Raw genomic sequence first — 24,448 nt, forward strand, 5'->3', positions numbered from 1 at the left:
GTACGCCGCGATGAGTCCCTGCCGCTGTACTGCCCTATTGACTGCGGTAGCAGGAGACGTCCGGCCAACGGTGGCGGCTCTCCGGACCACCACCGCGACGGAGCGCGCGGACTCAGCCCGGCGAGAGTCCGCGCGTGACCAGCGAGCCGGCCCCTCGCCGCGGGCCGGCTCGCCGGGGGTTACGTCACCCCAACGCGATACAAGTTTCGAGCTTCCGGCCCTGTGGCTCTACATTCGACGCCATGCCTGGAGCCGTCCGATGCTGACCGGCCGCCGATACCCACTCGCCCTCACCACCGAACAGACCGCCTACGCCGAAACCGTCGGGGCCGCCTGCCGGGCAGTCTGGAACACCGCACTGGAACAGCGCCGCGAATACCAACGGCGCAACACCCCCATCTCGTACCTCGAACAGGCCGGGCAGATGGCCGAGGCGAAACGCGACCCGGCCGGCACCTGGCTCACCGCCGCACCATCCCACTGCCTCCAGCAGACCCTCCTCGACCTCGACCGCGCCTGCAAACTCCACGGCACCCGCAACGTGCGATGGCGCTCCAAGGCCCGCAGCGCACCCACGTTCCGCTTCCCCGACCCCAACCAGATCCTCGTGCGACGCTTGAACCACCGCTGGGGCGCCGTGCGCCTGTCGAAGTTCGGCTGGATCCGCTTCCGCTGGATCCGGTCGCTCGGCGGCGCCATCCGCAACGCCACCGTCCGCCGCGACGCCGACCGCTGGTACATCGCATTCTGCATCGACGACGACCTCGCCGACGTCCCGGCCAACGGGCACCCACCGGTCGGCATCGACCTCGGCGTGACGGTCGCGGTCGCCACCTCCGACGGCGACCTGCACAACCAGACCTTCGCCACACCCGGCGAACTCGCCCGCATCACACGGCTCCAGCAGCGCCTCGCCCGCTCCGCGCGCACCCACGGCCTCGACAACCCGTCCAACCGCCGCGACGCCACCCGGGCGGCGCTCGGCCGGCTGCACGCGCGCATCCGTGCACGCCGCGCCGACTTCGCCGCCAAGGTCGCCGGACGCCTGACCCGTGCGCACGGCATGGTCGCGGTCGAGGACCTGCGGATCAAGGCCATGACCGCCACCGCCAAGGGCACCATCGACCGGCCCGGCAGCATGGTTCTCCAGAAGGCCGGGCTCAACCGAGCCATCCGCAACAAGGGCTGGAGCGGCCTGCTGACCAGACTCCACTACGCCGCCCGCCGGCACGGCGCGACCGTGGTCAAGGTCCGGGCCGCATACACCTCACAGACCTGCAGCGCCTGCCGGCACGCGACCGCGAAGAACCGCCCGAGCCGGGCGGTCTTCCGGTGCGTCCGCTGCGGGCATCGGGATCACGCCGACGTCAACGCGGCGAAGAACATTCTGGCCGCAGGGCTTGCGGTCACCGGGCGTGGAGACCTCGCCGCTGGGCGGTCCGTGAAGCGCCAACCACCCGTCGACAACGACGGGCAACCGCCGCCGCACGGCGCCGGTGGAGGTCACGCAGTACTCAACCAGGTCGCGCAGCTCGGGGCCGCCGAACGCGGTCCCCGAGCCACTCGAACACACGCGCGTCAGGGCTTCTTCGGGTCCTCGCCGAACCCGTTGCATTGACGCCCGCCATTGATGCAGTACGCGACAAGTTGAGCTTGCCGGGCGGCGTCCCAGCCGTTCATGAAGTCGTAGTGGAAGGTGAAGCTGCCACCCGAGGCGTAGGCCAGGCCGCCCGTGTCGCCGTTGTGCAGCGGGTACGGGAGCTTGATCTCGAGCATCGGCAGCGGGACCGGGTGGTCGGCGGGGCAGACGCCCTTGACCGGCCACGCCATGTGGGACTTGTGGTCGGCCGTGTCCAGGTGTACGCCGTCCCAGCACGACGGGGACGTCAGGCGGACCTGCAGCGTCGAGCCGGACGGGCAGGACGCCGGGAAGTCGACGCCCTTGTAGCCGGTGCACTGGTAGTTGCCCGTGAAGCCGGCGTTGCTGGTCGCCTTCGCGTCGCCGACGAGCAGCTTGAAGCCGGCCGGGAACGGCTTGACGGTGCGGTAGTCCTTCACGTCGGACTTGTAGTAGACGGTCGGCTTGTCCGGCTGCAGCGGCACGCCGCGCTGCAGGAGGGTGGGGAACCAGTACCCGGACGCGTCGAGGGTGTCCTCGCACGAGGTGGCCCCGCCGACCAGGGACTGCGGGGTGGAGTTGGCGTTCACCGTGGGGTTGCCGATGAACGAGTGGTTGTGGGAGGCGCCCGGCAGGCCCGGGAAGACGATCGGGTCGTCGCTGAGCGTGTGGTTCACGGTGCAGTTGGCGTGCATCTCATGGTACTGCGCCCGCGGCGGATCGTCGGCCGCGAGCGCCGGTCCGGCGACGGCGGCCGCACCGAGCAGGGCGAGCGCCGCAACGATGACGGGCAGGGTGGAGCGGATGCGCATGTCGACTCCTTGGCGGTTGAATCGAGCATCGGCGATGGATAGCTGCGGACCGTAGCAGCGTTCGAAGATCTCAGGAAAGCGTTTGCCAAAGAGTTGCCATGCCAAATCAAGGTCCACATTGGACGTGCGTTGATCGATTTGGCAACTCGTGGCAAACGGTTGCCCACGGTTGGGCGGCGGTTCTACGGTCCACTCATCCGCCCCGCATCCCCGCGCTGCCCGCCATTGCCGCGCGGTGATGGTGCACGCCCCCTGGGAGAGCCCATGAGACGCTCGTTCATCGCCTTAGCCGCCGTCGCCGCGGCGCTGCTGGCGTACACCCTCGTCGTGATCACGAGACCGGCGCTGGCCGCGACGGCCTGCGGTACCACCAACGTCGCCCTGAACCGTCCGGCCACCGCCTCGTCGCAGGAGAGCGCGAGCCTGGGCGCGGCCAAGGCGGTCGACGGCTCCGGCACGAGCCGCTGGTCCAGCGCGCACGGCGTCGATCCACAGTGGATCCAGATCGACCTCGGCGCCACCACGCAGGTCTGCCAGGTGGTGCTGACCTGGCAGCGCTCCTACGCCAAGTCCTACCGCGTCGAGGTCTCGGCCGACGGGACCGGCGGCTGGAGCCCGATCTATTCGACCACCACCGGCGCGGGCGGGACCGAGACCCTGGCCGTCAACGGATCCGGTCGTTTCCTTCGCGTGTACGGCCTGACCCGCGCCACCCAGTACGGCTACTCCCTGTTCGAGGTCGCGGTGTACAGCGGCTCCGGACCGGACAGCAGCCCTTCGCCCAGCGTCACCCCGTCCGGCGAGCAGCTGCCCGGCGGCGGCGATCTCGGCTCGAACGTGGTCGTGTTCGACCCGGGCCAGTCCTCCTCGACCATCCAGGCCCGGCTCGACCAGATCTTCACCCAGCAGGAGAAGAACCAGTTCGGCACGCAGCGGTACCAGCTGCTGTTCAAGCCGGGCTCGTACAGCGGCCTGAACGCCCAGATCGGCTTCTACACCTCGATCAACGGCCTCGGCCAGAACCCGCAGGACGTGCAGATCCACGGCGACATCACCGTCGACGCGGGCTGGATGGCCGGCAACGCGACGCAGAACTTCTGGCGCTCGGCCGAGAACATGTCCATCTACCCGGTGAACGGCACGGACCGCTGGGCGGTCGCGCAGGCGGCCCCGTTCCGGCGGATGGACGTGCACGGCGGCATGACCCTGGCCAGCCCGAACTGTGGCTGGGCGTCGGGCGGGTACATCGCCGACAGCCGGGTCAGCGGCCAGATCAGCCCGTGCTCGCAGCAGCAGTGGTTCACCCGCGACTCGACGATCGGCAGCTGGAAGGGCGCGCTGTGGAACATGGTGTTCTCCGGCGTGCAGGGCGCTCCGGCGAACAGCTTCCCGAACCCGCCGTACACCACGCTGGCCACCTCGCCGGTGACGCAGGAGAAGCCGTACCTGTACGCCGACTCCTCGGGCGCCTACCGCGTGTTCGTGCCGTCGCTGCGGACGAACTCGTCGGGCGCGACGTGGATCAACGGTCAGACCCCGGGCACGTCGCTGTCGATCAACCAGTTCTACGTGGCGAAGCCGGGCGTGAGCGCGGCGACGCTGAACCAGGCGGTCGCGCAGGGCCTGAACCTGCTGTTCACCCCGGGTGTGTACCACCTGAACTCCACGGTGAACATCAACCGGGCCAACACCGTGGTCCTCGGCCTCGGCTACGCCACGATCGTGGCCGACAACGGCGCGCTGCCGATGGCCGTCGGCGACGTCGACGGCGTGAAGATCGCGTCGCTGCTGTTCGACGCGGGCCCGACCAACTCCCCGGCCCTGCTGCAGGTCGGCCCGAACGGTGCCTCCGGCAACCACGCCGGTGCCCCGAACCTGATCTCCGACGTGTTCCTGCGCGTCGGCGGCGCGGGCGCGGCCAAGGTCACCAACGCCATGGTCGTCAACAACAACAACACCATCATCGACCACATCTGGTCGTGGCGGGCCGACCACGGTGACGGGGCCGGCTGGACGTCCAACCCCTCCGACACCGGTCTGATCGTCAACGGCCAGAACGTGACCGCGTACGGGTTGTTCGTCGAGCACTTCGAGAAGTACAACGTGATCTGGAACGGCAACGGCGGCAAGACCATCTTCTTCCAGAACGAGCTGCCGTACGACCCGCCGTCGGCCGCCGCCTGGTCCCACGACGGGATCACCGGCTACGCCGCCTACAAGGTCGCCAACAACGTCACCTCGCACGAAGCGTGGGGCATGGGCAGCTACTGCGTCTTCACGACGGACTCGTCCATCGCCGCGTACCACTCGTACGAGGCACCGGTGAACGCCAACGTCAAGTTCCACAACATCCTGACGGTGTCGCTGGGCAAGGGCTCCATCACCCACGTCATCAACGACACCGGTACCGCGGCCCTGCCGAGCAGCGTCACCCCGCACACCGTGGTCAGCTACCCGTAACCGCACCGCATGTCCGACGAACCCGCCCGGCCCCGCAATCCGCGGCGCCGGGCGGGCTGCTCGCCGCCCTCGTCCGTGGCGTCGGCTGGCGCCGGCGAGCTACGCCGTGGTCGTGAGGGCCGGGGCGGGCGTGCGGTGGCGGGCGAAGAACGCGCGGGACGATCGGGGCAGCCAGAGCAGCAGCACCACGGCGGCCTCGGCGGCGCTCACGATCGGGATCACCGCGTGGAACTGCGGCGACGACGACCACGACACCACCCCGAACGCGACGCTCAGCAGCTGCGAGACGGTCGCCAGCCGGCGGGTCCACGGGCGGCCGGTAGGTAGGCGCCAGATCAGCAGCGCCGCCAGCGCGAACAGCAGTCCGTGGAACACCGCGGCGGCGACCAGGGCCGCATCCACCGACGCGGTGACCGTGGCGGCGTCGAACTGCGGATGGTCGGCGATCACCTGGCGGCGCGTCGGGTCCGGGTCGGCCAGCATGACGACCGGCACCACGACGTGGCTCGCGGCGATGAGGGCCAGCAACGCACGGCCGCACTGGACGAGGTTCATGTGCGGCCTCCGGGTCGCCGGCGTCGGGACGGGGTGGGCGCGGCGGTGGGCGCCGCAGTGGCGTGATGCCGGGCCCAGGCGGCGTTGAGGGCGGTGATGAGCCGATGCGCGGTGGCGATGTCCTCGTCCGGCCAGTCGCCGACGACCTTGGCGAACACGGCGGCGCCGGCGCCGGTCACGCCGTCGAGCTCGGACCGGCCGGCGTCGGTCACGGCGGCCAGGAACGTCCGGGCGTCGGCGGGGTCGGGCTCGGCCGCGACCGCACCGTCGCGCTCCAGCGCCGTCAGGTGCCGGCTGGTCGCCGAGGCGGTCAGGCCCAGTTCGGCGGCGATCTCGCGGGGGCGCTGCGGTCCGGCCTCGATGAGCAGGCCGAGGATCTGGGCCCGGGGCAGGTCGATGCGCCGGCTGATCCGGCGGTGCCCGGTGTCGATGAGCTGCATGACCGCCCGGGCCAGCTGCTGCACATCATTTCGTTGCGGCACGAAATGATCCTAGCACCTGGCGCTCGGCGACCCACGGGCCGGCAGTGCGGTCAGTCCGGCGGGTCGACCGGCTCGCCGTCGGGGTCGGTGGCGCCGGGCTCGCGGACCTGGCGGCCGAGGTCCACGTCGATGTCGTCGGTGCGCGGCAGTTGCTCGTCCGCGGGCACGCCGGAGCCGGCGATGTCGCGGTCGTCGTTCGGCAGCGTCATGCCCCGTCACCTACCCGCCCCACCCCGGTTCGAAGCCATGGCCGCTCATGTGGTGGCGTACCCGGCGGTGCGTTCACCGGCGGCCAGGACGGCCAGTTCGAACTCCACCTCGACCGGGACCGGGCGGCGGCGGGCCAGGGCGCGCGGGACACGCCGCAGCAGCTGCGCCGCGGCCGGGCGGGCGGCCGGGTCGAAGCGGGCGGCGGACAGCAGCATCGCCGTCTCGTCCAGGGCGGTACGCAGCGGCCGGCGCATCCAGGCGGTGAGGACGCGGTTGCGCCGGGCCAGGAGCCGCTTGGCGTCCTGGGTGGCCGGGTCGGCCCGCGGGTGGTGGTGGGCCACGACGTCGTCGCAGTAGGCCAGCCCGGACCCGCCGGTGCGCAGGTCCAGGGCGACCCGCGCCTCCTCCCCCATGAAGAACACGACGGGGTCGAAGCCGCCGCAGGCCAGGAAGGCCCCGCGGCGCACTACCGCGCCGCACGCCAGGAAGCCCAGCACGGACGGCCCCGGCAGGTCGGCGGCGACGCCGAGCGGAGCCGCGGCCATGAACCGAGACATCGGGTCGAGCCGCTCCTCGGGCCCGACGAGGGTCCGCGCGGCCAGCAGCGCCAGGCGTGGGGCCGCGTCGAGGTGCGCGGCGGCGCGGGTCAGGGCACCGGGGGCCCACCACGAGTCGTCGTCGGCGAACGCGACATAGGGCGTCTCGGCGACGGCCGCCCCGAAGTTGCGCGCGACGGCCCCGGCATTGCGACCGAGCGCCATGACGCGCACGCGCGGGAAGGTGGTAGCGACCATGCCCGGCGTACCGTCGCTGGAGCCGTTGTCCACCACCACGACCGGCGGCGGTTCGGCCTGCGCGTGCAGCCGCAGCAGAGTCCGGGCCAGCCCGGCGCGGCGATTGCGGGTGGCGATGACGACGGTGACCTTGGCCATGCGGCTCCACTGACCCGGTTGCACCAGCCGTAAACAATCACCCGAAACTGGTCATTCAGTCCGGCGGCTCCAGCGGCTCACCGGTCCGCGCCGCCGGCGTGTCGGTCTCGTCGGGGTCCAGCGCCAGCGGATCGCGGGCCAGTTGCTCGTGGTCCCGGTCGAGGTCGTCGTCCCCGGCCGGCCCGGCGGTGGCGGGGTCGTCGTGCGGCTTGGTCATGGCGATCAACTACCCGCCGCGGGCGTTTCCAAGCGAAGCGCCGCGCGCGGGCCGCATGAGCGCGCGGTTCCTGGGCAGGGGACGAGGCATGGCAGCACCACAGCACGTGACCGCGACCAGGCAGGCGCTCGGCGGCGTCGGCGTGTGGACCAACGCGGTGCAGCGGGAGCCCGCCTCGGCGCAGCGTGAGCTCGTGGCGCGGATCGAGGCGCTCGGCTACGGCTCGGTGTGGCAGGGCGAGGTCGTCGGGACCAACGACGTGTTCGCGCAGGAGGCGGTGTGGCTGGCCGCCACCGAGCGGATCGTCGCCGGGACCGGCATCGCCAACATCTGGGCCCGCCACCCCGGCACCGCGCGGGCCGCCGCCGCCACCCTCGCCGATGCGTGGCCGGGGCGGTTCGTGCTCGGGCTCGGGGTCTCGCACGCGCCGGCCGTCGAGAAGTCCGGCCAGCAGTACTCCCATCCGCTGCAACGCATGCGCGACTACCTCGACGGGCTGGGCGAGCGGCCCGCGAACCTGCCCGTGGTGCTGGCCGCGCTGCGCCCGAAGATGCTGCAGCTGGCGGCCGACCGGGCCGACGGCGTGCACACCTACTTCGTGCCGCCCGAGCACACCGCCCAGGCCCGCGGCGTCCTCGGACCCGACCGGCTGCTCATTCCCGAGCAGGCCGTGATCGTGGAGACCAGCCCGCAGGTGGCCCGCGCGGTCGCCCGGCGGCACACGATCTACTATCTGCAGCTGCCGAACTACGTCAACAACCTGCGGCTGCTCGGGCTGGACGACAGCGACCTGGCCGGCGCGGGCAGCGATCGGCTCGTGGACGCCATCGTCGCCTGGGGAACCCCGGCCGACATCGCCGAGCGCATCCGGGCCCACCGCGACGCCGGCGCCGACCACGTCCTGGTCCACCCGCTCGGCGACAGCCCGGGCGACATCGCGCGCCAGCTCGAGGAGCTCGCCCCGGTGCTGCTGCCCTGAGCGGGATCCCCGCCGCGCCCATAGACTGCGCTGCGTGGATCACGTGGCGGTGGTGTACAACGCGCGCTCCGGTGCGCTGCTCGCCCAGGCCGGCGCCGCCCAGTCGCTGCCGGAGCGGCTCGAGAAGCTGTTCGCGCGGCGGGCCGTGACCGTGCAGGCGCGGCCGTTCGACCCGAGGACGCTCGCCGCCGACGTGCGGGAGCTGCTCGCGGGCTGGCCCGACGCGGTGCTCGCGGCGGGCGGCGACGGCACCGTGCGGTCGGTGGCCGAGCACCTGCTGGGTGGCGAGGTCCCGCTCGGGATCCTGCCGGGCGGGACGATGAACGTGCTGGCGCGGGATCTGGCCGTACCGGAGGACATCGAGCACGCCGTGGAGGCCCTCGTCGCCGCCCCGGTCGAGCGGATCGACGTGGCGAGCGTGATGGCGTACACGAGCGTCATGAGCGACGGCGAGATCGCGCAGCTGTCCACGCCGCTCACCTACGGCATCTCGCCGCGCGCCCTGGCGGTGCTCGCCCCGAACGCTGCGGCGTCGTGAGGGTCCGCATCGCGCAGATCTCCGACCTGCATTTCGGTCGTGAAGAGCCCGCGGTGGTACAGGCGTTGCTCCACGATCTGCGCGAGTGCGCACCGACGCTCGTCGCGGTGTGCGGGGACCTGACCCAGACGGCGCGGGCGGCGGAGTTCGCGGCGGCGCGCGCGTTCCTCGCCGAGCTGCCCGCCCCGGCGCTGGTCGTGCCCGGCAACCACGACCTGCCCGGCTGGCGGATCTGGTCCCGCTTCACGCGGCCGTGGCACCGGTGGCGGGCGTACCTGGACACCGACCCGCTCGGCGCGACGACGGTCACCGCGCCCGGCCTGGTCGCGGTCGGCGTGAACACGGCGCGCCGCTGGACGTGGCACACCGACTGGTCGCGCGGGCGGATCGACGAGCGGCAGCTGGCCGCGATCGGCGCCGCCTTCGACGCGGCCCCGACCGGCGACCTGCGGGTGGCGATCGCGCACCACCCGTTCCTGCTCACCGACGCCGGGCGCGGCCGTGGGCTGGTCGGCCGCTCCGCGCTCGCGCTGCGGCACCTGCGCCGCCGGGCCGACCTGCTGCTCGGCGGGCACGTGCACCTGGCGTACAGCGGTACCGTCGACGGCCTGGTGGTGGCCCCAGTCGGGCACGGCGTGCTCGAACCGGCTCAAGGGGGAGCCGAACAGCTACAACGTCATCGAGGCCGAAGGCGACCGGCTCACGGTGTCGAACCGCCGCTTCACGGGCGGGCGGTTCGACATTCATGAGCACCGGCGGTACCGACGCGAAAACCGTCAATGGACGGACTATCGCGAATAGTTCTGCCCGAACGGCCGCCCCGGGATGGGCTTGGCGATCAGGCCGACCGGGATGAAGAACATGATCTGCGCGATGGCGAGCACGAGGGTCCACATCGCCTTGTCGTCGTAGTGCTCGGCGGCGCGGGCGAACAGCTCGTCCGGCACCCGCTCGCCGAAGAACGACGGGGTGAGCACCGCCTCGGTCAGCTCCAGGGCGGCCTTCTCCCCGGCGGTGAAGTACGGCGAGTCCCGCCACGACGACAGCGAGTCGATGCGCTCCGCCGCCTCCCCCGCCGTGCGCAGCATCCCGGACTGCATCACGGTGTGGTACGTGCTGCCGACGAGCTGCCCGGCGCGCAGCTGCACCAGCCCGATCGTCGCGTCCGGGACGGCGCCGTTGTGCACCGCCTTGGACGTCTCCGCGCCGAACGACGCCATCTCGGGAAAGAACTGCAGCGGATCGGGCAGGCGCGAGGTGAGTTCTGACATGGGTCGTTCCTTTCGCAGTGGGTTCCGCTGTACCGACGACGCAACCCACTCGAATGTCAGGTCAGATCACGCCGCCGTTCGCGCGGATGGTCTGGCCGTTGACCCAGTGGCCGGCCGGGGAGGCGAGGAACGCGACGAGGGCGGCGATGTCCTCGGGCTCGCCGAGGCGGCCCAGCGGCGGCTGCTGTGCGGCGCGGGCGACGGTCTCGGCGTCCTTGCCGTCCAGGTACAGCTCGGTGCGGGTCGGGCCGGGCGCCACCGTGTTCACGGTGACGTCGTGGCCGCGCAGCTCCCGGGCCAGGATCAGGGTCATCGCCTCGACGGCGCCCTTGCTGGCCGCGTACGCGCCGTAGGTGGGCGCCTGCAGCCCGACGATCGACGTGGAGAACGTGATGAGGGCGCCGCCGGGGCGCAGGCGGCGGGCGGCCTGCTGGGCGATGACGAAGGTACCGCGGACGTTGGTGCGCTGGATGGCGTCGAACTCGGCCAGGTCGAAGTCGGCGACCGTCGCCAGGGTCATCCGGCCGGCCGCGTTGACGACGACGTCGACGCCGCCGAACGCGGACTCGGTGCGGTCGAACAGTTCCCGCGCCGCGGCCTCGTCGGCGATGTCGAGCTGGACGGCGAACGCGGCGCCGCCCTGCGCCTCGACCGCCTTGACGGTCTCGGCGGCGTCGGCGTGCCGCCCGGCGTACCCGATGACGATGCTGAACCCGTCGGCGGCCAGGCGCAGCGCCGCGGCCCGCCCGATGCCGCGCGAACCGCCGGTGACGATGGCGACGCGGCCGGTTGTCGTAGTGGTCATGGACTTCACTGTGCGAGGCGGGCCGCGTGCGGTACAGACGACGCCGACAGGGGGGACGCGAACCCCTGTCTCCGGCCGGGCCCGCGCGGGAGACTTGGCGCATGGACCTGGCCGAGCTGGGCGCGTTCCTCAAGTCGCGCCGTGACCGCATCCGCCCGGCCGACGTGGGCCTGCCGACCGGCCCGCGCCGCCGGGTGCCGGGCCTGCGCCGCGACGAGGTGGCGCAGCTGGCCGGGGCCTCCGTGGAGTACTACATCGAGCTCGAACGCGGCGCCGGCTCGCAGCCCTCGGAGCAGATGCTGGCCGCCCTCGCCCGCGCCCTGCGCCTCACCCGCGACGAGCGCGACCACCTGTACCACCTCGCCGGACGCCCGATCCCGGTCCAGGGCGGCCCCGCCTCCCACGTGCACCCCGGCATGCTGGACCTGCTGGAGCGCCTGGACGGCACGCCCGCGCAGGTCATCACCGACCTCCACATCACGCTGGTGCAGAACCGCCTGGCCCGCGCCCTGCTGGGCGACCAGACGCGGTACGAGGGGCTGAGCCGCAGCTTCGTGCACCGCTGGTTCGCCGATCCCAAGGGCCGCATCTCGTACCCCGAGCAGGACCACGAGCACCAGTCCCGCTCGTTCACCGCCGACCTGCGCGCGGCCGTGGCCCGGCGCGGCGGCAAGGACCCGGAGACGGCGCGGCTCGTGGCCGACCTCCTCGACCGCTCCCCCGAGTTCGCCGCCCTGTGGGAGCAGCGCGAGGTGGCCGTCCGTCGCGACGACCGCAAGCGGATCGTCCATCCGGCCCTGGGCACGGTCGAGGTGAACTGCCTCAACCTGTTCAGCGAGGACGGGCGGCAGCGGCTGCTGTGGTTCACCCCGGCGGTCGGCACCGACGCGGTCGAGCAGCTGGAGCTACTCGGCGTGCTGGGCAACCAGGACCTGCTGCCGGCGGCCGAGCAGGCGGCCGGCCAGCGCGGCGACGAGCGGTGAGAGGTACCAGGCGAGCTGCATCCACGCCGTGAGCCACCACACCCCCACCAGGGTCGCGCCCCAGTAGCCGACGACGACCCACGACTCGTCGTCCACGCGTGGCAGATCAGCCGAACCGTCACAGCCGCGGCATGACGAGCGCCTCGTTGCACGCCAGCTCGATCATCTGGTCGAGGGTCAGCGGCAGCTGCGGGCGGCTGCCGGCGTGGTCGAGGCCGAAGTTGCGCACCTCGAGCACGACGCCGGTGCCGTCGGGCTTGGTCACGTCGATGCGCGCGATGCGCGGCTTGGCCTGGAAGTCCCACATGGTCAGAACCTTCTCGCCGTGCGGGCCGGTGCGCTCGGAGCAGACCGGGTCCGGGCAGGTGCGGAACTGGCCGACACCGTAGCCCTCCGGCCATTGGGACGAGATCTCCTTGCCGACGACGATGAGCACGTTGCTCACGCCGGACCTGTCGCGCAGGTCGGGGGCGACGGAGAAGTGTTCGGCGTACCGGTCGCCGGCGTCGATCCCGAACTCGAGGGGGTGCCCGCTCGGGCCGTTGACGCGCGTGTCGAGGAAGGACGTGTCATGCGGTACCAGAGACCGCAGTTGCTTGTCGAAGGCGGCGGTCAGGCGGGCGATCTGCGCGGAGTTGTAGTCCTCCGGCGGCACGGTCGGGGTCGCGCTGGTGCCGTAGGTGGGCGACGGCGTCATCTCGAAGTGCGGCACGCAGGCGACCGCGCTCGACGACGGTGACATGACCGTCGTCTCGCAGCCGGTGTAGATGCCGGAGGGCTCCGGCACCGGGGCGGCCGGCGTCGTGCCGTGGTGGCCGCCGATCAGCGTCACCGCCACGAGCGTGCCCGCCACCGCGGCGCCGCCGCCGAGCGCCGTCAACCACCGCCTCATGTCCATATGAACGGCCGGATGTACGCGAATGGTTGCCGCCGTCCGTTGGTAAGTGATAGCTTACCGTTCGCCATGACGAACGTAACGGCGATGCTCACCGCGCTCGGCGACCCGATGCGGCAGACGATCCTCGATCGGCTGTCCGACGGGCCGCTGCCGGTCGGGCGGCTCGCGGACGTGCTGCCGATCAGCCGCCCGGCGGTGTCCCAGCACCTCAAGGTGCTCAAGGACGTCGGGCTGGTGCTCGACCGGCAGGAGGGGACGCGGCGGCTGTACCAGGTCGATCCCGAGGGCCTGGCGCTGCTGCGGGCGCACCTGGACGGCGTGTGGGCCCGGGCGTTGCAGGCGTTCGCCTCCTCGTTCGAGGAACGGCTCCCAGAGGAGGAGACCTGACGTGTTGCAGACCGTGCAACCCATTCAGCGCGAGATCGTCGTCGGCGCCGGCCCGCAGCGGGCGTTCGACGTGTTCACCGGGGACATGACGTCCTGGTGGCCGGCCTCGCACCACATCGGCTCGGCCCCGATCGCCGAGGTGCTCATCGAGCCGCGGGTCGGCGGCCGCTGGTACACCCGGCACCAGGACGGCACCGAGACCTCCACCGGCTTCGTGACCGTGTGGGAGCCGCCCACCCGGTTCGTGGTGACGTGGCAGATCGGGGCGGACTGGAAGTACCACGACGACCTGGTGACGTCGATCGAGGTCCGCTTCGTCGCGGAGCCCGACGGGCGCACCCGGGTGCTGCTGGAGCACCGCGACCTCGAGGCGTTCGGCGCCGCGGCGACCCAGATGCGCACGACCTTCGAGGGCCCCGACGCCTGGAACGGCATCCTGGCCGCGTACGCGAAGGTGGCGCAGGCGTGAAGCATGAGATCCTCGTGCCGTGATCCCGGACCTGGCCGCGGCGCTCGCGGACGCGGCGGACTCCGCCGAGGGCGCGTGGCGGTTCGTGCGCCGCGTCGCGCCCGGGCCGCCGCTCGCCGTGGACGTGCCGCCGGCGCTGCGTGAGCTGTACGCGCTGCTCGGCCACCACCCCGACCGTTTGCTGAGGCCGGCCCAGTTGCAGGCGGACGGCCCGGTGCTCGTCTTCCGCACCGAGGCCCAGAGCGTGACCTGCTGGGGCGTGCGGGTGGCCGCGCTGGACGACCCGGACCCGCCGGTGGTGTACGAGCTGCCGGACGGGACGTGGGCGCCGTACCTGGACCGGGTCTCCCTCGCGGCCGTGGAGATCGCGCTGACGGGCTGGCTGTTCGGCGGCGACGAGACCGATGCCGACAACTGCGGCTTCGACGCCGCGACCCTGGCCGCCCTGGAACGCACCTACGAGCGGCTGCCGATGCCCGACTATCCGACGTGGACGGCGCCGGACGGCCCGCCGACGCGCTGGTTCGGGGGCCCGGACGTGCTGCTGCGCGACGACGGGCAGGACTGGCTGTGGGTACGGGCCACGACCCCGGCGGGCATCGCCGCCGTGCGCGCCGCCCTGCCCGGCGACTGGATCATGAGCTAGCCGAGGTACCGGCCGGGGCGGTGGTTCAGGGCGATCACCAGGTTCAGCACCACCGCACCCGCGGCCGAGACGGCGACCGTGGACAGCGGCGCGACGAGCGCGCCGAGCAGGATGACGGCGCCGTCCAGGGCGAGCTGGACCCAGCCGGCCCGCCAGCCGAGGCGCTCCTGGCAGACGAGCGCGACGACGTTGAAGCCGCCGAGGCTGGCGCCGTGGCGGAACAGCACCAGCAGGCCCATGCCCACGACGAGGTTGCCGGCGAGCGCGGCGTAGAGCGGATCGATGCGGGCCACGGTGAGCAGGTGCGGATGCGCGAGGGAGAACGCGGCCAGCAGCGCGACCGCGATGCCCGAGCGGACCGCGAACCGCCAGCCCTTGCGGGCGATGGCGAGCGCCACGAACGGCAGGGTGACGGCGACGTACAGCACCGCGAACGGCCAGCCGGTCCCGCGCGCGAGCAGCAGCCCGAGGCCGGCCGTGCCGCCGGTGACCGCGCCGCCCGCCTGGAGCAGGAACAGCCCGGCCGCGGCCAGGAACGCCCGGTCACGACGCCGACGACATCCTCGGCGGCGGAGTGGGGAACGGCGATCGCGCTGCTGGTCATGTCGGCCAGGGTGCGTCGACCTCGCCCACCTGCGCAAATGAGGTCCATCCGGCTGCGCAGTCTGCCACGCGCTGGCCGCGATGCGTGCCAGAATGCGCAGATGGACAGCCTCGACGCCCGGATCCTGCTCGCGCTGGACGACGACCCGGACGCCACCTCGCTCGCCCTCGCGCACCGGCTGGGCATCGCCCGCAACACCCTGCACGCCCGGCTGCAGCGGATGCGCGCTTCGGGCGCCCTGCGCGACTTCAGCCGCCGCGTGGACCCCGCAGCGCTCGGCCGCGGGCTGATCGCGTTCGTGTCGGTGTCCGTGTCGCAGACCCAGGGGCGGCGGGCGGTGACGGCGCTGTACGACATCCCCGAGGTGATCGAGATCCACTCGACCACCGGCGACGCCGACTTCCCGCTCAAGGTGGCCGCGCGCGACCCGCACGACCTGCACCGCATCGCCGACGCGCTGCTGGCGGTGCCGGACATCGTGCGGACGAGTACCGTCATCTCGCTCAACGAGGAGATGCCGCTGCGCCTGCGCGCACTGCTGGAGGCGCACGCCGATGCCTGATCTGCCGCTCGCCGTCGCGGACTGCGCGATCGACGCCGTGGCCGCGTGTCTCGACGCCGCCGCCGATCTCGCCGAGGCGCGCACCGGGCGGCGGCCGGACGTCATGCTCGATCCCGCGCATGTGGCCGCGGCCGTGCGCAGCGAGGCGCTGCTGCGCGATCGGGACGGGAACGGCATCGAGGGCTTCGCACCGCTGTCGCGGCTGTGGCGGGCGGCCGACGGCTGGGTGCGCACGCACGCGAACTATCCGTGGCACCGCGCCGCCCTGCACCGGGCCCTGGGCGACAACATCGAGACCGCGATCGCCGCGCGCTCCGCCACCGAGGTCGAGCAGATGGTGTACGAAGCCGGCGGCCTCGCCGTCGCCGCGCGCACCAAGGAGGAATGGCGCACCGGCGGTCCTCTGAGGCGCATCGACCCCACCGGCGGCGCCGTCCGGCCCGTGCCGCTCGACCGCATGCGCGTCCTGGACCTGACCCGCGTGATCGCCGGACCCGTCGGCACCCGGATGCTCGCCGCCCTCGGCGCCGACGTGCTGCGCGTCGACGACCCGAACCGCCCGGAACTGCCGCTGCACGCCGTCGACGGCACCATCGGCAAGGCCAGCACGCTCCTGGACGCCGCGACACCGGACGGCCGGCGGACCCTGGACTACCTGGCGGGCGAGGCCGACGTCATCGTCACCGGGTACCGTCCCGGCGCCATGCGCAAGCTCGGCCTCGCCCCCGACCAGATCGCCGGGCGGCATCCGGGGAAGGTCGTGGCAACGCTTTCTGCGTGGGGTACCGGCGAAATCTGGGGGAATCGAAGGGGCTTCGACAGCCTCGTGCAGGTCGCGACCGGCATCGGCTGGGCGTGCAGTGCCGACGGCGAGCGCCCCGGGGCCCTGCCGTGCCAGCTGCTCGATCATGCCACCGGCTATCTGCTCGCCGCCGGCGTGCTCGAAGCGCTCACGGCCGGCGAGGGCGCGCACGTGTCGGTATCGCTCGCGCGCACCGCCCGCTGGCTCCTCGACCGGCCGCCGGGCCGGGCCGAGGAGCCGTTCGACCCCGACGCCTACCGGGTCGACCTGGGCGGCGGCTGGACCGGCATCGCCCCGCCGGGAAGGTTCGACGGCGAGCCGCTGCGCTGGCCGCGCGAACCCGCGTACGGTGCGGCCGCTCCCGAGTTCACGAGACGGGCCTGATCAGTTCCGGGAACCCGAACGCCACAATGCGCCGGATGCCCGTCTTCGTCGTCGTCAAAACCGCCACCCCGAACGGCGCGCCCCGGAACCACACGAACGCCGCCGGCTGCCCGTTCATCCGCGTCGGCGCCATCCGCCAGTCGCCCGGCGACGCGAGCACCTGCGCCAGGTACGGGATGCAGGTCGTCTTCCCCGCGAACCACGTGCGCGACGGCAGCAGTTCGAGCGACGCGTCCATGCGCAACGCGCGCTCCAGGATGGTCACGTCGCTGCGCTCGAACGCCGCGATGTACTGCTCCAGCAGCGCCCGCCCCGCCGGATCGTCCGGCGCCGTCAGGTCGTCGTCCTCGGCCGGCGCCACCTCGTCCAGCCGCGCCCGGGCCCGCTGCAGCATGCTCTTCACCCCGGCGACCGACGACCCGAGCATCTCGGCCACGTCCGCGGCCGGGAACCCGAGCACCTCGCGCAGGATGAGCACGGCCCGCTGCCGCGGGGGCAGGAACTGCAACCCGGCGATGAGCGCCAGCCGCAGGCTCTCGCGCAGCGCCACCACCGCCGCCGGGTCCGCGGCCTCCGGCGTGACCAGCGCGTCGGCGATCGGCCGCAGCCAGGGCACGTCGGGATCGGCGTCGCCCGGTGGGGCATACGGGTCGTCGGCCGGCGCCCCGAGCCCGGACGGCAGCGGCCGCCTCCCCCGCTGTTCGAGCGCGTTCAGACAGGCATTCGTGGCTATCCGGTACAGCCAGACCCGCACCGACGCCCGCTCCTCGAACCGCGGATAGGCGCGCCACGCCCGCAGGTACGTCTCCTGCACCAGATCCTCGGCCTCGTCGGGCGAGCCGAGCATCCGGTAACAGTGCGCGAGCAGCTCCCGCCGCAGCGGTTCGGTGCGCGCCGCGAACGCCGCCTGATCGTCTCTCACAGGCCCAGCTTGGACCGCAACCACCGGGCAGCGCGAGCGATCGCCGCATCGGCGTCCGCGGTCCGCCCGGCCGACATCTGGAAGGTGTGCTGCTCGCCGGGTGTCACGTCGAGCTCGGCCGGCACGCCGTGCTTGCGCGCCGCCTCCTCCAGCCGCACCGCGTCGTCGAGCAGCATCTCGCCGCCGCCCGCCTGGATGTACATCGGCGGCAGCCCGCTCAGGTCCGCGAACAGCGGGCTGACCAGCGGATCGTCCGGCCGCACGCCGGCCGGGAGCAGCATCCCGACGAGGCCGCCGATGTCCATCGGGGTGTCGCCGCCGAACAGCAGGTCCGTCGGGTGGTTGGTGACGACGGAGGCGCCGCTCTGCGTCATGTCCGTCCACGGCGAGATCGGCACCAGCGCGGCCGCGAGCGGCAGGCCGTCCAGGCGCGCCCGCAGCATCAGCGAGACGCACAGCCCGCCGCCGGCCGAGTCGCCGGTCACCGCGAGATGCTCGGGCCGGACGTCCTCCAGCAGCGCGCGGTACACGGCGGTGACCTCGTCCAGCTGCGTCGGGTACTGCCGCTCGGGTGTGTGCGAGTAGGCGGGCAGCACGGCGCGTACCCCGGCCGCCTTGGCCAGGTGCGCGTAGAGCTTGCGGTGCGTGTAGACGGAGCCGCCGACGTACCCGCCGCCGTGGATGCACAGCAGCACCCGGTCGCGGGCGGCCCCGGCCGGCTCCGCCCACAGCACCGGCACCCCGCCGAGCTCGCGTTCGGCGTAGTCCACGCCGCCGGGCTCGGCCGTCACGTCGCCCCAGTGCGAGTCGATCGCCCGCCGCTGCTCGATGGTGAGTGGCGGCTGGGCCAGGGCGAGCCCGTTGCTGCGGCGGTAGAAGCTGTTCAGGGAGTAGATGTCGTCCATGCCGGTATTGACCGCGGGCGGCACCGAAAGGAATCGGTCAGCGGTACGCGGGCACCCCGAGCAGCTCGTCGACGGTGACGAACCGGTAGCCGCGCGCCGTGAGCCCCTCGATGGTGTCGCGGACGGCCAGCACCGTCTGCGCGCGGTCGCCGCCGTGCCCGTCGAACCCGTCGTGGAAGATCAGGATGCTGCCGGGCCGGGTCTTGGCGATCGCCCGGCGGGCCATCCGCGCACCCGAGATCTGGAACACCTCGAGGGCGTGGCAGAACTCGCCGGCCACCGGATGCAGGTCGCGGCGGCGCAGCATGCGCAGCAGGGCCGGCTGCCGCCACAGCCACGGGGTGCGGGCCAGCGCCGGCGTGCGGCCGATGACCCGCGACAGGATCGTCTGGGTCTGCTCCACCTCACGCGCGAACGCGCCGGGCCGCAGGTAGGTGCCGAACGTGTGGCTCAGCGAGTGGTTGCCGACGATGTGCCCGTCCTCGATCACCCGCCGGGCGACCTCCGGGTGGCGCTCGACGCAGTGCCCCACGTGGAAGAACGTCGCGCGGATGTCGTGCGCCGCGAGCAGGTCCAGGATCTGCGACGTGTACGGCTCGTTCGGCCCGTCGTCGAACGTCAGCGCGACCACCCGCTCGGCGTCCGGCCCGTGGTACGGATAGTCCCGCGAGGTCGGCGAGAACGGGGACATGAGCAGCCAGTACGCGGCCCCGAGCGCGGCCGCGACCGCGAGCACCCCCAGCACGATCACGGCATGACCTCCAGCGTCTCGGGCTCCGGCCGGAACGCCGGCGCCTGCCCCAGCACCCGCCGCCCGGCGACCCGGTTGACCGTGTACGTCAGCAGATAGTGCACCGGCAGCGACACGAACACGTTGTACGCGAACCCGCGCGCCAGCCGCCGCCCGGACGTGTACGTGGGGTTGCCGTGGTCGTACACGATCCGCCCCTGCCTGCGCAGCCGGCGCAGCTGGTCGAGCTCGTCGCCACCCTGCGTGAGCGCCGTGTCGTAGCCGGTGAACGCCTCCCGCCGGAACGCGATGTTCGTGGCGCTGGCATACATGGCCCGCCCGGTCAGCCGGTACGCCCCGTGCACCAGCCCGAACAGCGCCCGCCCGTAGTGGCGGCCCCAGCGCGGCCCGTCGGCGTACACGCACGGCCCGACCACGGCCACCACCCCGTCGTCGGCCCGGAACCGCTCGTCGATGCGCGACAGCCAGTCCCGCCCGTGCACCGTGTCGGCATCGGCCGAGATGACGATCTCGCCGCGCGCCTCCTCGGTCCCGCGCTGCCGGGCGTTGCACACCCCGGGCACCGGCTCGGCCACCACCCGCGCCCCGAAATCCCGCGCGATCCCGGCCGTGTCGTCCGTACAGTTGTTGTCGACGACGATGACCTCGAACACTCCGTCGTAATCCTGCTTCCGCAGCGACAACAGGGTGTCCTGCAGGTACCCGGCCTCGTTGTAGCACGGAATGACGACGCTGAACCTGGGCCTTTCTGTCATGCGCCACAGTCTTTGCCAGCAACCGCTTCGAAACGATCCGGAACTCCCCCGAACCGGATCGGGGGTTTACCCCCGGTCGCTTCCCCTAGGCGGCCCTACGTTCACCGCCGCTGCCTGGCCGTCCACTGCCAGATGCGGGTCCCGCCGACACTCGGGTCGTTGCGGGCGACATAGATCCACGACCAGTGGCCGGGAAACTGGTGTCCGTTCCAGACCACGGTGTCGTACAGCGACAGCAGCGACCGTGGGATGAGGTCATGCGCGTGCACGGTGTTGGCGCCCGGCGGCACGGTGTCGTCGTCGCGCGAGGCCACCAGCCAGGTCGGGGTGCTGATCGCGCGCAGTTCGGCGTCCGTGAGCACGTCGGTGACGACGCCACAGATCGGGATCGAGGCGGCGAACGTGCGCGGGTACACCGTCGTCATCTTCAGGCTCATGTACCCGCCGTTGCTGCACCCCGCCACGTAGATGCGGCGCCGGTCGATCCGGTGCCGGCGGGCCAGGTCCCGGACGATCTCGTCGATGAGCGGGGCGAAGCGGTCGCCGTCCTCCAGCCAGTACGACGTGCTCTGCGGGGCGACGACGTAGGCGCCGGAGAAGATGCGCTGCGCCTCCGGGGTGGCGAAGCCGAGCGCGCCGCGGTTGGCCCGCAGCGTGGTTTCGTTGTCGTAGTAGCCGTCGGGCAGTGACGCGCCCTCCCCGCCGCCGTGCAGCCAGACGATGAGCGGATGCTGTGCCTTTGCTTTGGGTGGTGCGTACAGCCGGTACTTCATGCCCGAGCCGGACGTGTGATAGCTGAACGCGTCCACTTCCGGGTTGACGAGGCGGCCCTGCGCGAACCGCTCGATCGTGACCGCGCGGCCGGTGCGCGTGCGCAGCGGAGCGTTCTGGGTGATCGTGTACACCAGGTCGAGCCGGACGTTGCGGCCCTTGCTCGCGATGTAGCCCAGCGTGCCGCCGCCGAGCTGGCCCTCGGCGTAACTCAGGTCGAGGACGATGTTGCCGCGCCGGTCGAGGCGGGCAGCGGTCACCGGACGGTCCAGGTCGTACTCGCTGAAGATCTGGTCGCCGGGCGCGATGGGGATCGGGCTGGTCGCCTTGGCGTGCACCGAGAACATGCCGGCGCTCAAACTGCTCGGCGCGATCGGGCCGAGCCGCTGGGTGTCCAGGGTCAGCGCCGTGACCTGTTCACCCCCGTCCAGGGTGACGGCGTTGAGCACGAAGCTCACGGACGGGCCGCCACTGCCGCCGGGCATTTGCATGGCCACGAAGGCACCCGCGCCGGCGCTGAGCACCGTGCGTCGCGAAATGGACATCCCTACCCCCTGTGCAGGAGCGGACACGCATTCGCGGACGAACGTAACGCGGCGGAAATGCCCGCCGCAATAGACGAATCGAAATTAGCTGATGTCGTAGTCGAACCAGATGCGGTGGGTGCCGTCGGCGTCGACGGTGAGGCCGCCGCTGCCGGTGATGCCGGACAGTTCGCCCGTGCCGCTGCCGGCGACGATGGCGAAGAACTCGCCGCTGCGGTCGGCGCCGGACGTCGCCGCGGAGTGCACGAAGTTGCAGGTGCCTTCGCGCCCGCCGACGGTGCCCGCGAAGGACTCCATCGCCACGTAGGTGCCGACGCCCGAGGCCTGGTCGAACGCGGCCGTGAACACCGTGGCCGAGCGGCCGCTGATCTCGCCCTCGAAGTGCTTCTCGATGAGCGCCACCCCGACCGGCAGCGCGGTCTCGATCGGCGGGTCGGGCGTCACCTGGGTCGGGACGAAGCTCTTCACGCTGAAGGTGCCATCGGCTCGCATACCGTGATGCTATCGGTCACCGCCGGTGGTCCCGGCAGCTGGTAGCCGTCGGCCTGCAGGCGGAACAGCCGCGCGTACCGGCCGTCCAGGGCCATCAGCTCCTCGTGCGTGCCCTGCTCGGCGATGCGGCCCCGGTCGAGCACCGCGATGTGGTCGGCGTGCCGGACGGTGCCGAGCCGGTGGGAGATGAGCAGGCTCGTCCGTCCGGCGCGCAGGTCTGCCAGGCTGCGCTGGATGCCGGCCTCCGCCTCGGCGTCCAGGCCGGCCGACGGTTCGTCGAGGATGAGCAGGTCGGCATCCTCGCGCAGCACCGCCCGGGCGATCGCGACGCGCTGCCACTGCCCGCCGGACAGCACCACGCCGGCCTCGCCGTCGTCCTCGGCCGCTCCGAACATGCGGGTGAGCATCGTGCGGTACCCCCGCGGCAGGTTCTGCAGCGTTTCGCCGATGCCGGCCGCCGTGGCCGCCGCGTGCAGCCGTGCCTCGTGGGCCTGCGGATCCCCGACCGCGATGTTGTCCGCCGCGGACAGCTCGTAACTCATGAAATCCTGGAACACGACGCCGACCCGCCGCCGCAGCGCCGCGGTGTCGAGGTCGCGCATGTCAGCGCCGTCCCAGGTGATGCTGCCCCGCGTCGGATCGTACAGCCTCGTCAGCAGCTTGATCAGGGTCGACTTGCCGGCCCCGTTGAGCCCGACGAGGGCCACCGACCGGCCGGCGGGGATGTGCAGGTCGACGCCGCGCAGCACCCAGTCGTGGCCCGGGTGGTAGCGGAACCACACGTCCCGCAGCTCGATGCCCCCGCGCAGCGCAGGTGGCACAGCCTGGGGCGCCCGGTCCGCCGGTGTTTCCGAAACGATTGCCGTGTAGCTGCGGAACAGGGTGCGCATCTCGGCGGCGCTCGCGATCTGCCCGACGACGGTGGCGAGGGCCCCCTGCACCCCCGCGACCGCCGCCACGAGCACCCCGATGTCCCCGACACTGCCGCCGCCGGAACCGATCCGCGCCACTGTCCACAGCAGCGCCACCCCGGACACCGCCGCCGTCACCAGCGCCAACGCCCCGTCCACCCGCACCGCGGCGCGATCCACCGACCGCTCCCCCGCCTGGGCCGAGTCCAGCTCGCCGAGCATCCGGCCGCGGAAGAACCCGCCCAGCCCGAACAGCCGGATCTCCTTCGCCGCCCGCACGTCGAGCAGCAGCATCGCGTAGAACAACTGCCGCCGCGTGTACGGCGTGATGCGCACCGCCACCCCCGCCCGCCGCCGCGCCAGCCGAAGCTGCGCCATCAGGCTCGGTACGGCGGCGACCAGCACCAGCCCGGCCGCGAGCGGCGACACCGCCAGCAGCGCCACGAGCAGCCCGCCCCCGGTCAGCGCACCCTGCGCGACCCCGAGCACCGCGGCGGCCAGCTGTTGCGGCCCCGACTGCCCGGCCGCCTGGGCCAGCCGCAGCCGATCCTGAAACGCCGGGTCCTCCAGCTGCGCGATCCCCTCCGGCGCCGTCACCGCCGCGAACAGCCGCTCCTGCGTGAGCCGGGTGACCCGCCGCCCGATCTCGGCGTCGGCATAGGTGCTCACGTGCGCCGCCACGGCAACCACCGCCCCGATCCCGGCCAGCCCCAGCGCCGGCGGCCACCCCGGCCGATCGAGCAGAAACTTCGTGACCCAAGCGGTCCCCGCCGGAGCAAGACCGAGCAGCAACAACGTCAGCAGTCGTACCGTCACGTGCCCAGGCGCCGCCCGCACGTACAACGCGAGCACCCTCATCGCCGCGCGAGCCGCCGCACCGCCCGGCCGACGATCCGATCCGCGTCGAAGTACCCCAGCTGCCGCGAGTCCGAACTCTCGGCCGCGTCTCCGAGCAGCACCATCTTGCCCGCCGGTACCGTCGCCTCAGGCACGTCCGCCAGCGCCGGCACCCGATCCCGTGGCACCGGCTCCCCCGGCAACGCGGCCAGCCGCTTGATGACCAGCCGCCCGGGCCCGACGATCACGACATCGCCGGTCCGCGCCCGCCCGCGCCGCGCCAGCACCCGGTCGCCCGGTTCGAAGGTCGGCGTCATGCTGCGCCCGGTCACCGTGACCACGAGAAACGCGCGCCGCAGCCAGACCACCAGGGCGAGCACCACGGCACCGGCGGCGAGCCCGGCGATCATCCCCGCCCCGCCCCGACCGGCGCCCGCAACGCCCCGAGATCGTGCCCGCTCCCCGCGACGGTCCGCCCGTCCATCGCGAACACCGACGGAAACGAGGAAACGCCAAAAGCCGCGGCAACGGTACCGCCATGATCCTCGCGAACCACGCGGGCCACCGGCGCCAGCAGCGCCACCATCGAGTCCACCTCGGCCCCGTCGCCGACGACCACGGCCAGAACCGGCTCCCCGGCCACCCGCTCCACGAACTTCGGCAGCAGCTCCGCACACGGCCCGCACCCCGGCGAGAAGAACCCGACGATCGAAGCCGACCCGTCGAAGTCGACGATCGTCCCCGGCGCCGCGATCGCCGGCGGCCGCCCGGCCAGCGCCTGCGCGAGCTGCTCGGTGTGCTCCCGCAGCCGCCGGATCACCCCGACGGTCAGCAGCAGATCAATGACACACAGCACGCCGACCACCGCAACCGCGGCCGCGAGTATCGCCATGAGAACTCCCCTTTCCGGTGCCGGGCACGCTAACCGCCCCCGATACACGCCCG

The 24,448-nt window shown here is 72.5% G+C and carries 31 protein-coding genes; 11 read left to right on the forward strand and 20 right to left on the reverse strand.

Annotated features, from left to right (window positions below; all coding sequences use genetic code 11):
• Positions 1–259: 259 nt before the first annotated feature.
• Entirely contained in the window at positions 260–1,618 is a 1,359-nt protein-coding gene (locus ACQP00_RS30420) for an RNA-guided endonuclease InsQ/TnpB family protein (protein WP_433201370.1), read from the forward strand.
• Here the strand turns inward: ACQP00_RS30420 and ACQP00_RS30425 are convergent.
• Positions 1,579–2,430, reverse strand: a complete 852-nt coding sequence (locus ACQP00_RS30425; RefSeq protein ID WP_433201373.1) for a DUF1996 domain-containing protein — start codon at positions 2,428–2,430, stop codon at positions 1,579–1,581. The two genes, ACQP00_RS30420 and ACQP00_RS30425, sit on opposite strands and share 40 nt — an antisense overlap.
• Before the next feature lie 264 nt (positions 2,431–2,694).
• On the opposite strand from ACQP00_RS30425, the gene ACQP00_RS30430 reads away from it, so the two are divergent.
• Positions 2,695–4,890, forward strand: a complete 2,196-nt coding sequence (locus ACQP00_RS30430; RefSeq protein WP_433201376.1) for a discoidin domain-containing protein — start codon at positions 2,695–2,697, stop codon at positions 4,888–4,890.
• A gap of 99 nt (positions 4,891–4,989) precedes the next feature.
• Here the strand turns inward: ACQP00_RS30430 and ACQP00_RS30435 are convergent, their stop codons facing one another.
• Genes ACQP00_RS30435 through ACQP00_RS30455 form a run of 5 tightly spaced genes read right to left on the reverse strand, consistent with a single transcriptional unit; the run spans position 4,990 to position 7,286 of the window.
• Entirely contained in the window at positions 4,990–5,445 is a 456-nt protein-coding gene (locus ACQP00_RS30435) for a hypothetical protein (protein ID WP_433201379.1), read from the reverse strand.
• On the reverse strand, positions 5,442–5,927 hold the full coding sequence (locus ACQP00_RS30440) for a MarR family winged helix-turn-helix transcriptional regulator (RefSeq protein ID WP_433201382.1): 486 nt from the start codon (positions 5,925–5,927) through the stop codon (positions 5,442–5,444). Before ACQP00_RS30440 ends, ACQP00_RS30435 begins: the two co-directional genes overlap by 4 nt.
• Before the next feature lie 50 nt (positions 5,928–5,977).
• Positions 5,978–6,136: a hypothetical protein gene (locus tag ACQP00_RS30445; RefSeq protein ID WP_433201385.1), complete on the reverse strand. Its 159-nt coding sequence runs from the start codon at positions 6,134–6,136 to the stop codon at positions 5,978–5,980.
• A gap of 45 nt (positions 6,137–6,181) precedes the next feature.
• Complete coding sequence (locus tag ACQP00_RS30450; protein WP_433201388.1) at positions 6,182–7,069, reverse strand: glycosyltransferase family 2 protein; 888 nt, start codon at positions 7,067–7,069, stop codon at positions 6,182–6,184.
• A 55-nt stretch (positions 7,070–7,124) separates the two neighbouring features.
• Complete coding sequence (locus ACQP00_RS30455) at positions 7,125–7,286, reverse strand: hypothetical protein (RefSeq protein ID WP_433201391.1); 162 nt, start codon at positions 7,284–7,286, stop codon at positions 7,125–7,127.
• Positions 7,287–7,374: 88 nt separating this feature from the next.
• On the opposite strand from ACQP00_RS30455, the gene ACQP00_RS30460 reads away from it, so the two are divergent.
• Genes ACQP00_RS30460 through ACQP00_RS30470 form a run of 3 tightly spaced genes read left to right on the forward strand, consistent with a single transcriptional unit; the run spans position 7,375 to position 9,552 of the window.
• A complete protein-coding gene (locus ACQP00_RS30460; protein ID WP_433201393.1) occupies positions 7,375–8,265 on the forward strand; it encodes a TIGR03620 family F420-dependent LLM class oxidoreductase in 891 nt (296 codons plus the stop codon).
• A gap of 34 nt (positions 8,266–8,299) precedes the next feature.
• Positions 8,300–8,803: a diacylglycerol/lipid kinase family protein gene (locus ACQP00_RS30465; protein ID WP_433201396.1), complete on the forward strand. Its 504-nt coding sequence runs from the start codon at positions 8,300–8,302 to the stop codon at positions 8,801–8,803.
• Complete coding sequence (locus ACQP00_RS30470; protein ID WP_433201399.1) at positions 8,800–9,552, forward strand: metallophosphoesterase family protein; 753 nt, start codon at positions 8,800–8,802, stop codon at positions 9,550–9,552. Before ACQP00_RS30465 ends, ACQP00_RS30470 begins: the two co-directional genes overlap by 4 nt.
• 39 nt (positions 9,553–9,591) lie before the next feature.
• On the opposite strand, the gene ACQP00_RS30475 is transcribed toward ACQP00_RS30470, so the two are convergent.
• Positions 9,592–10,074, reverse strand: a complete 483-nt coding sequence (locus tag ACQP00_RS30475; protein ID WP_433201402.1) for a carboxymuconolactone decarboxylase family protein — start codon at positions 10,072–10,074, stop codon at positions 9,592–9,594.
• 61 nt (positions 10,075–10,135) lie between these two features.
• Entirely contained in the window at positions 10,136–10,879 is a 744-nt protein-coding gene (locus ACQP00_RS30480; RefSeq protein ID WP_433201405.1) for an SDR family oxidoreductase, read from the reverse strand.
• A 101-nt stretch (positions 10,880–10,980) separates the two neighbouring features.
• On the opposite strand from ACQP00_RS30480, the gene ACQP00_RS30485 reads away from it, so the two are divergent.
• Positions 10,981–11,862 carry a helix-turn-helix domain-containing protein gene (locus tag ACQP00_RS30485; RefSeq protein WP_433201408.1) on the forward strand — a complete coding sequence of 294 codons (882 nt, stop codon included), beginning with the start codon at positions 10,981–10,983 and terminating at the stop codon, positions 11,860–11,862.
• Here ACQP00_RS30485 and ACQP00_RS30490 read toward each other — a convergent pair.
• The gene (locus tag ACQP00_RS30490) at positions 11,785–11,958 is read right to left on the reverse strand and encodes a hypothetical protein (protein WP_433201411.1); all 174 of its coding nucleotides are present in this window, start codon (positions 11,956–11,958) and stop codon (positions 11,785–11,787) included. The two genes, ACQP00_RS30485 and ACQP00_RS30490, sit on opposite strands and share 78 nt — an antisense overlap.
• Before the next feature lie 22 nt (positions 11,959–11,980).
• Positions 11,981–12,754, reverse strand: coding sequence for a hypothetical protein (locus ACQP00_RS30495; RefSeq protein ID WP_433201414.1), 774 nt, complete (start codon positions 12,752–12,754; stop codon positions 11,981–11,983).
• A gap of 72 nt (positions 12,755–12,826) precedes the next feature.
• Between ACQP00_RS30495 and ACQP00_RS30500 the strand changes: the two genes are divergently transcribed.
• Genes ACQP00_RS30500 through ACQP00_RS30510 form a run of 3 tightly spaced genes read left to right on the forward strand, consistent with a single transcriptional unit; the run spans position 12,827 to position 14,262 of the window.
• The gene (locus ACQP00_RS30500) at positions 12,827–13,147 is read left to right on the forward strand and encodes an ArsR/SmtB family transcription factor (protein WP_433201416.1); all 321 of its coding nucleotides are present in this window, start codon (positions 12,827–12,829) and stop codon (positions 13,145–13,147) included.
• Position 13,148: 1 nt separating this feature from the next.
• A complete protein-coding gene (locus ACQP00_RS30505; protein WP_433201418.1) occupies positions 13,149–13,616 on the forward strand; it encodes an SRPBCC family protein in 468 nt (155 codons plus the stop codon).
• A 19-nt stretch (positions 13,617–13,635) separates the two neighbouring features.
• Complete coding sequence (locus ACQP00_RS30510; protein WP_433201421.1) at positions 13,636–14,262, forward strand: hypothetical protein; 627 nt, start codon at positions 13,636–13,638, stop codon at positions 14,260–14,262.
• On the opposite strand, the gene ACQP00_RS30515 is transcribed toward ACQP00_RS30510, so the two are convergent.
• A complete protein-coding gene (locus ACQP00_RS30515; RefSeq protein ID WP_433201424.1) occupies positions 14,259–14,903 on the reverse strand; it encodes a YitT family protein in 645 nt (214 codons plus the stop codon). The two genes, ACQP00_RS30510 and ACQP00_RS30515, sit on opposite strands and share 4 nt — an antisense overlap.
• Before the next feature lie 63 nt (positions 14,904–14,966).
• Here ACQP00_RS30515 and ACQP00_RS30520 point away from each other — a divergent pair, with 63 nt between their 5' ends.
• Together ACQP00_RS30520 and ACQP00_RS30525 are read left to right on the forward strand one after the other, a co-directional pair.
• A complete protein-coding gene (locus tag ACQP00_RS30520) occupies positions 14,967–15,428 on the forward strand; it encodes an Lrp/AsnC family transcriptional regulator (RefSeq protein WP_433201427.1) in 462 nt (153 codons plus the stop codon).
• Positions 15,421–16,614: a CoA transferase gene (locus ACQP00_RS30525; protein WP_433201430.1), complete on the forward strand. Its 1,194-nt coding sequence runs from the start codon at positions 15,421–15,423 to the stop codon at positions 16,612–16,614. The genes ACQP00_RS30520 and ACQP00_RS30525 overlap by 8 nt, the downstream gene beginning before the upstream one ends.
• Here the strand turns inward: ACQP00_RS30525 and ACQP00_RS30530 are convergent.
• The 9 genes from ACQP00_RS30530 to ACQP00_RS30570 form a co-directional block, all read right to left on the reverse strand.
• On the reverse strand, positions 16,598–17,536 hold the full coding sequence (locus ACQP00_RS30530; protein WP_433201433.1) for an RNA polymerase subunit sigma-70: 939 nt from the start codon (positions 17,534–17,536) through the stop codon (positions 16,598–16,600). The genes ACQP00_RS30525 and ACQP00_RS30530 overlap by 17 nt on opposite strands.
• Positions 17,533–18,441, reverse strand: a complete 909-nt coding sequence (locus ACQP00_RS30535; RefSeq protein WP_433201436.1) for an alpha/beta hydrolase fold domain-containing protein — start codon at positions 18,439–18,441, stop codon at positions 17,533–17,535. Before ACQP00_RS30535 ends, ACQP00_RS30530 begins: the two co-directional genes overlap by 4 nt.
• 37 nt (positions 18,442–18,478) lie before the next feature.
• Positions 18,479–19,192 carry a polysaccharide deacetylase family protein gene (locus tag ACQP00_RS30540; RefSeq protein ID WP_433201443.1) on the reverse strand — a complete coding sequence of 238 codons (714 nt, stop codon included), beginning with the start codon at positions 19,190–19,192 and terminating at the stop codon, positions 18,479–18,481.
• On the reverse strand, positions 19,189–19,947 hold the full coding sequence (locus ACQP00_RS30545; protein ID WP_433201446.1) for a glycosyltransferase family 2 protein: 759 nt from the start codon (positions 19,945–19,947) through the stop codon (positions 19,189–19,191). Before ACQP00_RS30545 ends, ACQP00_RS30540 begins: the two co-directional genes overlap by 4 nt.
• A 101-nt stretch (positions 19,948–20,048) precedes the next feature.
• A complete protein-coding gene (locus tag ACQP00_RS30550) occupies positions 20,049–21,263 on the reverse strand; it encodes a prolyl oligopeptidase family serine peptidase (RefSeq protein WP_433201449.1) in 1,215 nt (404 codons plus the stop codon).
• Positions 21,264–21,347: 84 nt separating this feature from the next.
• Positions 21,348–21,755, reverse strand: coding sequence for a DUF3224 domain-containing protein (locus tag ACQP00_RS30555; protein WP_433201452.1), 408 nt, complete (start codon positions 21,753–21,755; stop codon positions 21,348–21,350).
• Positions 21,728–23,524 carry an ABC transporter ATP-binding protein gene (locus ACQP00_RS30560; protein WP_433201455.1) on the reverse strand — a complete coding sequence of 599 codons (1,797 nt, stop codon included), beginning with the start codon at positions 23,522–23,524 and terminating at the stop codon, positions 21,728–21,730. Before ACQP00_RS30560 ends, ACQP00_RS30555 begins: the two co-directional genes overlap by 28 nt.
• A complete protein-coding gene (locus ACQP00_RS30565) occupies positions 23,521–23,913 on the reverse strand; it encodes a S26 family signal peptidase (RefSeq protein ID WP_433201458.1) in 393 nt (130 codons plus the stop codon). The genes ACQP00_RS30560 and ACQP00_RS30565 overlap by 4 nt, the downstream gene beginning before the upstream one ends.
• Positions 23,910–24,395, reverse strand: a complete 486-nt coding sequence (locus ACQP00_RS30570; RefSeq protein ID WP_433201461.1) for a TlpA family protein disulfide reductase — start codon at positions 24,393–24,395, stop codon at positions 23,910–23,912. The genes ACQP00_RS30565 and ACQP00_RS30570 overlap by 4 nt, the downstream gene beginning before the upstream one ends.
• Between the last annotated feature and the right edge of the window lie 53 nt (positions 24,396–24,448).

Origin of the sequence: Dactylosporangium sp. CS-047395, assembly GCF_050942185.1 — a bacterium.
Taxonomy (GTDB): domain Bacteria; phylum Actinomycetota; class Actinomycetes; order Mycobacteriales; family Micromonosporaceae; genus Dactylosporangium.

What these genes read in the sequence shown, in the direction of transcription:
- ACQP00_RS30420 (WP_433201370.1), top strand. Translation starts at nt 260, where the DNA reads ATGCTGACCGGCCGCCGATACCCACTCGCCCTCACCACCGAACAGACC.
- ACQP00_RS30425 (WP_433201373.1), bottom strand. Translation starts at nt 2,430, where the DNA reads ATGCGCATCCGCTCCACCCTGCCCGTCATCGTTGCGGCGCTCGCCCTG.
- ACQP00_RS30430 (WP_433201376.1), top strand. Translation starts at nt 2,695, where the DNA reads ATGAGACGCTCGTTCATCGCCTTAGCCGCCGTCGCCGCGGCGCTGCTG.
- ACQP00_RS30435 (WP_433201379.1), bottom strand. Translation starts at nt 5,445, where the DNA reads ATGAACCTCGTCCAGTGCGGCCGTGCGTTGCTGGCCCTCATCGCCGCG.
- ACQP00_RS30445 (WP_433201385.1), bottom strand. Translation starts at nt 6,136, where the DNA reads ATGACGCTGCCGAACGACGACCGCGACATCGCCGGCTCCGGCGTGCCC.
- ACQP00_RS30450 (WP_433201388.1), bottom strand. Translation starts at nt 7,069, where the DNA reads ATGGCCAAGGTCACCGTCGTCATCGCCACCCGCAATCGCCGCGCCGGG.
- ACQP00_RS30455 (WP_433201391.1), bottom strand. Translation starts at nt 7,286, where the DNA reads ATGACCAAGCCGCACGACGACCCCGCCACCGCCGGGCCGGCCGGGGAC.
- ACQP00_RS30460 (WP_433201393.1), top strand. Translation starts at nt 7,375, where the DNA reads ATGGCAGCACCACAGCACGTGACCGCGACCAGGCAGGCGCTCGGCGGC.
- ACQP00_RS30475 (WP_433201402.1), bottom strand. Translation starts at nt 10,074, where the DNA reads ATGTCAGAACTCACCTCGCGCCTGCCCGATCCGCTGCAGTTCTTTCCC.
- ACQP00_RS30480 (WP_433201405.1), bottom strand. Translation starts at nt 10,879, where the DNA reads ATGACCACTACGACAACCGGCCGCGTCGCCATCGTCACCGGCGGTTCG.
- ACQP00_RS30485 (WP_433201408.1), top strand. Translation starts at nt 10,981, where the DNA reads ATGGACCTGGCCGAGCTGGGCGCGTTCCTCAAGTCGCGCCGTGACCGC.
- ACQP00_RS30495 (WP_433201414.1), bottom strand. Translation starts at nt 12,754, where the DNA reads ATGAGGCGGTGGTTGACGGCGCTCGGCGGCGGCGCCGCGGTGGCGGGC.
- ACQP00_RS30500 (WP_433201416.1), top strand. Translation starts at nt 12,827, where the DNA reads ATGACGAACGTAACGGCGATGCTCACCGCGCTCGGCGACCCGATGCGG.
- ACQP00_RS30520 (WP_433201427.1), top strand. Translation starts at nt 14,967, where the DNA reads ATGGACAGCCTCGACGCCCGGATCCTGCTCGCGCTGGACGACGACCCG.
- ACQP00_RS30525 (WP_433201430.1), top strand. Translation starts at nt 15,421, where the DNA reads ATGCCTGATCTGCCGCTCGCCGTCGCGGACTGCGCGATCGACGCCGTG.
- ACQP00_RS30535 (WP_433201436.1), bottom strand. Translation starts at nt 18,441, where the DNA reads ATGGACGACATCTACTCCCTGAACAGCTTCTACCGCCGCAGCAACGGG.
- ACQP00_RS30545 (WP_433201446.1), bottom strand. Translation starts at nt 19,947, where the DNA reads ATGACAGAAAGGCCCAGGTTCAGCGTCGTCATTCCGTGCTACAACGAG.
- ACQP00_RS30550 (WP_433201449.1), bottom strand. Translation starts at nt 21,263, where the DNA reads ATGTCCATTTCGCGACGCACGGTGCTCAGCGCCGGCGCGGGTGCCTTC.
- ACQP00_RS30555 (WP_433201452.1), bottom strand. Translation starts at nt 21,755, where the DNA reads ATGCGAGCCGATGGCACCTTCAGCGTGAAGAGCTTCGTCCCGACCCAG.
- ACQP00_RS30560 (WP_433201455.1), bottom strand. Translation starts at nt 23,524, where the DNA reads ATGAGGGTGCTCGCGTTGTACGTGCGGGCGGCGCCTGGGCACGTGACG.
- ACQP00_RS30565 (WP_433201458.1), bottom strand. Translation starts at nt 23,913, where the DNA reads ATGATCGCCGGGCTCGCCGCCGGTGCCGTGGTGCTCGCCCTGGTGGTC.
- ACQP00_RS30570 (WP_433201461.1), bottom strand. Translation starts at nt 24,395, where the DNA reads ATGGCGATACTCGCGGCCGCGGTTGCGGTGGTCGGCGTGCTGTGTGTC.